5 protein-coding genes are annotated in these 4565 nt (G+C 59.0%); 1 reads left to right on the top strand and 4 read right to left on the bottom strand.

Translation table 11 applies throughout. The annotated features are described in order from the left end of the window. Positions 1-79: 79 nt before the first annotated feature. Positions 80-601, bottom strand: a complete 522-nt coding sequence (gene gloA, locus HU811_RS25255; RefSeq protein WP_186658715.1) for a lactoylglutathione lyase — start codon at positions 599-601, stop codon at positions 80-82. 190 nt (positions 602-791) lie between these two features. On the opposite strand from gloA, the gene HU811_RS25250 reads away from it, so the two are divergent. Continuing rightward, positions 792-1328, top strand: a complete 537-nt coding sequence (locus tag HU811_RS25250) for a DUF4946 domain-containing protein (RefSeq protein WP_186658712.1) — start codon at positions 792-794, stop codon at positions 1326-1328. 89 nt (positions 1329-1417) lie between these two features. Here HU811_RS25250 and HU811_RS25245 read toward each other — a convergent pair whose 3' ends face one another. The 3 genes from HU811_RS25245 to HU811_RS25235 form a co-directional block, all read right to left on the bottom strand. Then, entirely contained in the window at positions 1418-1783 is a 366-nt protein-coding gene (locus HU811_RS25245; RefSeq protein WP_047227632.1) for a histone-like nucleoid-structuring protein, MvaT/MvaU family, read from the bottom strand. Between the two features lie 186 nt (positions 1784-1969). Then, on the bottom strand, positions 1970-3550 hold the full coding sequence (locus HU811_RS25240; protein ID WP_186658709.1) for an EAL domain-containing protein: 1581 nt from the start codon (positions 3548-3550) through the stop codon (positions 1970-1972). Between the two features lie 58 nt (positions 3551-3608). After that, entirely contained in the window at positions 3609-4475 is an 867-nt protein-coding gene (locus tag HU811_RS25235) for a LysR family transcriptional regulator (RefSeq protein WP_092455293.1), read from the bottom strand. Positions 4476-4565 lie beyond the last annotated feature (90 nt).

Below are 4565 nucleotides of genomic sequence, written 5' to 3'. Positions count from 1 at the left end.
GTGGGAGCGGGCTTGCTCGCGAAGGGGCCTTCAGGTGCAGCATCATTGTCGACAGGCCCAACGCCGGCTCGCTCTGGTTTTACAGCGGCGCAGGCTGGATGATTTCGACCCAGTAGCCATCCGGGTCTTTGATGAACGCCAGGCTTTTCATGCGGCCGTCGCTCAGGCGTTTCTGGAAGTCGCAGCCCAGCGTCTCGAAGCGCTCGCAAGCGGCCACGATGTCCGGGACCGAGATGCAGATGTGGCCGAACCCGCGCGGGTCAGTGTTGCCGTTGTGGTAGGCGAACGCCGGGTCGCTTTCGGTGCCGTGGTTGTGGGTCAGTTCCAGGATGCCGGGGATGGATTTCATCCATTCGGTGCGCTGTGCAGCGTCGGCCGGAATCTGGCTCTTGTCCACCAGGGCGAGGAAGTACAGGCTGAATTCGGCTTCCGGGAAGTCGCGCTTTTCCACCAGGGAAAAACCCAACACCCGGGTGTAGAAGTCCAGGGACCGGGTGATGTCCTTGACCCGCAGCATGGTGTGGTTGAAGACGAATTTGGCTGTGGCGGTATCGGGTTGGGCGGTGACGCCAGGGAAAGTGTTGAGTTCGTGCAGGCTCATGGGCCCTCCGGAAAATAAGTGGGGCAAACGGCATCGCAACCTGGCTGCGACGGTCCTGGCTTGCGCTAAACGGCTTCCTTGCAGGTGCACCCATGATACGCAAGGGGCGCGGCATCGCCAAACGCCTCTGGCTATTGCTTGCCGGGGCGGCGGGCTTCAGACTTTACGAATCGTCCTTGAGTGCAATGCAATGATTCGACCGTTTCTTTCGCTGTTTGTCCTGTGGCTGGTCGCGATGGCAAGTGTCGCTGTCCAGGCGGCCGAACCGCAGGTCGCCTGGCCTCCAGGCTGGGTCATCGAACCCTTGCCCTCAGATGCGGGCACCTCGTCGGCAGCGCCGGGAACGACCCGGCAACGGGCGACAAAGAATGATTCAGCGGGCACGGCGGTGATGGTCATGGAACTGACCACGACGCCCATCGAGCCAGGTCATCAAGTCAACTTGCAAGGCGTGTTACTGGAAATGCGCAAGTCAATTCAAAAGGACTTTTATCAAAGCGGTTATCAAAGTGTCTGTAATAAAATTCATGCTTCGATGTTGGGCGACGTTGCCGCACTGGAGACCACTTGCACGATCACGCAAAATGGCCGGCACGTGTTATCTCAGACACTCGTCGCTGCACTAAAGGAGGGCAGGGCTAATGTGCTGTCCTATGCGGGACAGGCTCAGGAGTTTGTAGAAAACCAGGATGAAATACAGTCGGTACGAAATAGCCTGAAACTATAAAGCCTGCGGTATTAGAACCACTTAATCCAGAAATCCTGCCCCATAAAAAACCCTGAGCAGACTCAGGGTTTTTTATTCGGCCAGCTTTCTCAGCTGCGCAACCAGGCGTCAACGGTTTTTGCACCGTACTGTTCTTTCCAGGCTTTCAGGCCCCGATGGTTGCCGCCTTTGGTTTCGATCAGTTCACCTGTGTGCGGGTTCTGGTACACCTTGACCACTCGCGCACGGCGGGTTTTGACAGGCTTGGTCGAAGGCAGGCCCCCCTTGGCCGGGTTCGGGTCGAGAATCGCGATGACGTCGCGCAGGCTCTTGCCGTAGGTTTTCATCAGTCCCTGGAGCTTCTCTTCGAATTCGATTTCTTTCTTGAGCCCGGCATCATTCTTCAGCTTTTCCAGCTGCTTGAGCCGCTCTTGAAGGTCCTGTTCTGCTTTACGAAATTCAGCGAGTCTGGACAATATCGTTACTCCAATCAGAATATTTGGCTGATACCAACCGCAAACAAAGCTATAAGCCAAGTGCCTTGAAGCGACTCAGTGATAATGACGCTCCTGCTATTAGCCACAGGTAAAAAAATTGTAGTAGTGAAACCCACGGGTGTAAATCGTAACTTTTTCGTTATGTAACACGGGATGCGAATTTTATCAGTCCGACTGTGGTTGCCCGTAGAGGGGCGCAGCATCAGGGGTTTCAATGGCAGACAGCGCCGTAATGAAATCCGCGCCACTCATCGGGCGACCAAATAGATACCCCTGTAAAAAGTTCACCCCGTGAGCGGCCAGATAGTTGCTTTGTTCAACGGTTTCGACCCCCTCGGCAACGATACCCAAGTCCAGCTTGCCCGACAGTTCGATGATGCTGTCAAGGATGTGCCGCGACAGGGCATCGACGCCGATCATGGCAACAAAGCTCTGGTCGATTTTCAGGAAGTCCACGTTGAACTGGCGCAAGTAGCCCAGGCTGGAATGACCGGTGCCGAAGTCGTCGATTGCGATCTTGACCCCCAGTTCACGCAGGTGCTGGAACAGCTGGTGAGTGGTGGGTGTCGGTTCGATCAGCTCGCGCTCGGTCAGTTCCAGCACCAAGGTAATGACCCCCGGTGGGAAGGCTTCCAGGAACTCGCGGCAATCTTGCACCAGTTCCAGATTCTGACAATGGCGCGCGGTGATGTTGATGCCGACGTGAAAGGGACTTTCCAGTTGCGGGACCAAGGGCGCCAGCAAATGCATGGTTTGCTGCATCAATGCCCGGGTCATCGGCACGATCAAGCCGCTGTGTTCAGCAAAGGGAATGAACAGGTCCGGCCGCACCAGGCCTTCCTTGGGATGGTTCCAGCGCATCAGCACTTCGACCCCGGCCCAGCGCTTGCTGTCGCCCTGCACGACCGGTTGCAGATACGGCACGAACTCCCCGGCCTCAAGCGCGCGTTGCAGCTCATGGCTGGGGGACGTGGTGCGTTTTTGCAGCCAGTGGCCGAGCGTTCCAGCGATGACACCAAAGAAGATCAGCAGGCTGAACAGCGGCGGATACTCACGGGCCATGTAGCGCCAGATTTCACCCTCATCGAAGCCGGCTGCAACATTGAAGGCATAGCGCGATGAGGTCAGGTTGCTGCGGGCGACCGGCAGGGCAGGCAGGGGCGCTGGTCGGACCTTCCCGTCCGCGGTCAGCCAGTTTGGCCCGACTTGCAGCAACAACCGGGTTTCGCCGCCGATCAGACGCAAGACATTGGCCAGGTGATAACCGTCCAGCGTTGCCAATGCCCCTTGTTGCCCTTCATTGAGCCGGTAGATCAGCAGCGCGGTGTCGGGGGTGATCGGGTTGCCGTTCATCAGCCATAACGTGCCCTGATGGTAGGCAATCGGATCAACCGTCTCTTCGAAGGCGCCAAACAGCGAACTGCAATAGAGGGTGTTGTCCCACACCAGGTTGGTCGAACGGACGAATGGGCGACGCGTTACCTGTTCGCGCAAGGCCAGTTTCACCGCTTCGCAGGGCTGGCCGGCCAGAGGCAGCAGTTCGCGGGCCGCCAGCGCGGTGTTATCGAGCATCAGTTCGATCTGCCCGACCAGCTCTTCGCTGGTCTGTTGGCTCTGTTGTTCCAGTGTCCGTTCAGCTTGCAGGTACAGAATGCCCAGCCCTGACAGTATCGGCAGCACGCCGCAGAGCAGCGTGATCAGGTTGCGACGGGGCCGCTTGCGCAAACGAGTGGCGGTCAATGGCATCTGCATAACCTGTGAGGGCTGGAGGAACAGCTTCGATAGTGTATCCGGTTGCGGGTGATCAGACTGACTGCCGCGCCAGTTCGATAAACGCCAGCGTAGCGGGCGAGGCCTGGCGGCTGTCCAATACCGCCAGGCCTATCTGACGCGGAACCTGCGGCGACAATGGCCGCGTGACGAACCGTGGGTTGTCGCCGCCCGGTAGCGAACCTTCGGACACCAGGGTCACGGCCTCGCCGCGGCTGACGACATCCAGGGTGCTGAGCAGCTGCGAACAACGATAGCGCACGTTCGGTGTGAGCCGGGCTGCGTTGAACAGGCGCGAAACCAGTTCAGAAGAGCCGGCCTCGGTGAGCACGAACGGGTCGTTGCACAGGTCCTTGAGGCTCAGGCTGGCTTGGGCGGCGAGGGGGTGAGCGCTGGGCAGCACGGCGACCATCTGGTCTTGCATCAGCGCGAACGTGTCGAAACGGTCTTCGGGCAGCACCACGAAACCGACGTCGATCCGCCGTTCATCCAGCCACTGGATGACTTGCCGGTCCGGTCCTTCGTCGATGTGCACTTCGATCCCCGGATGCAAAGCCCGGTAACGTTGCAGGATGGCGGGCAATAACTTCATCGACGAAGTCGGGCCGAACGAGCCGATACGCAGGGTGCCACGGCGCATACCCCGCGCATCCGCGGCTTCCTGGCGCAGGGTGTTGGCCAGCCCGAGCATGGCCCGGGCCCGCAGCAGCAACTGCCGGCCAATGTCGCTGGGCTCGATGAGGCTCTGATGACGTCTGAACAACTCCACGCCCAGCTCCTGCTCCAGGGATTTGATGGCGTGGGACACCGCCGACTGACTGATGCCCAACCGCGTCGCCGCGGCGGTGAAACCGCGCAGCTCGGCGACCTGGGAGAAGATTTCGAGTTGGGTGAGGGTCATGAGGGAATGCTCATTTTACGATGATTAGGCATGAGGCGAACAATAGAGTATCTCAAGCGCGCTTTCCTGTGGCGAGGGAGCTTGCTCCCG

This window comes from Pseudomonas tehranensis (assembly GCF_014268615.1).
Classification (GTDB): domain Bacteria; phylum Pseudomonadota; class Gammaproteobacteria; order Pseudomonadales; family Pseudomonadaceae; genus Aquipseudomonas; species Aquipseudomonas tehranensis.
Note: the sequence above shows the minus strand (reverse complement) of the source record. Positions and strands in the feature narration are given on the sequence as shown.